This window comes from Actinoplanes awajinensis subsp. mycoplanecinus (assembly GCF_001509495.1).
Classification (GTDB): Bacteria; Actinomycetota; Actinomycetes; order Mycobacteriales; family Micromonosporaceae; genus Actinoplanes; species Actinoplanes palleronii.
Genome location: NZ_LLZH01000230.1, coordinates 1 through 288, shown reverse-complemented (window position 1 = coordinate 288; position 288 = coordinate 1). Strand labels below are relative to the sequence as shown.

General features: G+C 77.4%; 1 protein-coding gene. It reads left to right on the top strand.

All coding sequences use genetic code 11. From position 1 onward, the window contains the following. On the top strand, positions 1-288 hold a 288-nt coding region (locus tag ADL15_RS54335), incomplete at both ends, for a hypothetical protein (protein WP_198170967.1).

Genomic DNA, 288 nt, shown 5'->3' with positions numbered 1-288 from the left:
CTGACCGGTGACGAGGCGGACTGGCAGGCGCCGACGCTGGGGTCGGTGGACGTGCCGGACGCGCCCGGTGGTGCGAACCCCGGTGGCAGCGGTCTGGGTGGCATGCCCGGCGGCGGGATGCCGGGCGGTGGTGCACCCGGTGGTGGCGCCGGTGGCGTGAGCCTGCCGGATGCCCCGGACGCGGGTGGCCTGCTGACCGGTGACGAGGCGGACTGGCAGGCGCCGACGCTGGGGTCGGTGGACGTGCCGGACGCGCCCGGTGGTGCGAACCCCGGTGGCAGCGGTCTG